This is a genomic window from Streptomyces diacarni, from assembly GCF_003323715.1.
Taxonomy (GTDB): Bacteria; Actinomycetota; Actinomycetes; order Streptomycetales; family Streptomycetaceae; genus Streptomyces; species Streptomyces diacarni.
Window position 1 is genome coordinate 1 of sequence record NZ_QOIN01000010.1, and the last position, 664, is coordinate 664.

1 protein-coding gene is annotated in these 664 nt (G+C 64.9%); it reads left to right on the forward strand.

Annotated features, from left to right (window positions below; all coding sequences use genetic code 11):
* Positions 1 to 270: 270 nt before the first annotated feature.
* On the forward strand, positions 271 to 664 hold a 394-nt coding region (locus DTL70_RS33995), incomplete at its 3' end, for an acyltransferase domain-containing protein (protein ID WP_245978851.1).

The following is a 664-nucleotide window of genomic DNA, read 5'->3' on the forward strand; positions in this document are numbered from 1 at the left end:
GGGCTTGCTGAGGTTGCTGGTGTGTTGGGTCGGCGTGGTGTGTTTGGTTGTCGTGCTGCGGTGGTGGGTGTGGGGCGTGGTGGTGTGGTGGGGGGTTTGCGTGCGGTTGCTGAGGGGTCTTCGGGTGTGGCCGAGGGGTCTTCGGGTGTGGTTGAGGGGTCTTCGGGTGTGGGTGTGGGGTCTTCGGGTGTGGTTGAGGGTGTGGTGCGGGGTGGGGGTTTTGGTGGGCGGGTGTTTGTGTTTTCGGGGCAGGGGTCGCAGTGGGTGGGGATGGGTGGGGGTTTGTTGGGTGAGCGGGTGTTTGTGGAGCATGTGCGGGCGGTGGGTGAGGCGTTGAGTCCGTTTGTGGACTTCGATTTGTTGGATGTGTTGAGTGGTTTGGGTGGGGGTGTGTTGGATCGGGTGGAGGTGGTGCAGCCGGCGTTGTTTGCGGTGTCGACGGGGTTGGCGTGTGTGTGGGAGTCGTGGGGTGTGGTGCCGGATGCGGTGGTGGGGCATTCGCAGGGGGAGATTGCGGCGGCGTATGTGGCGGGTGCGTTGGGGTTGGAGGATGCGGCGCGGTTGGTGGCGGTGCGTAGTCGTGTGATTGGTGAGTTTGCGCCGGAGGGTGCGATGGCGCATGTGGCGTTGCCGGTGGGTGTGGTGCGGGAGGAGCTGGAGTCGT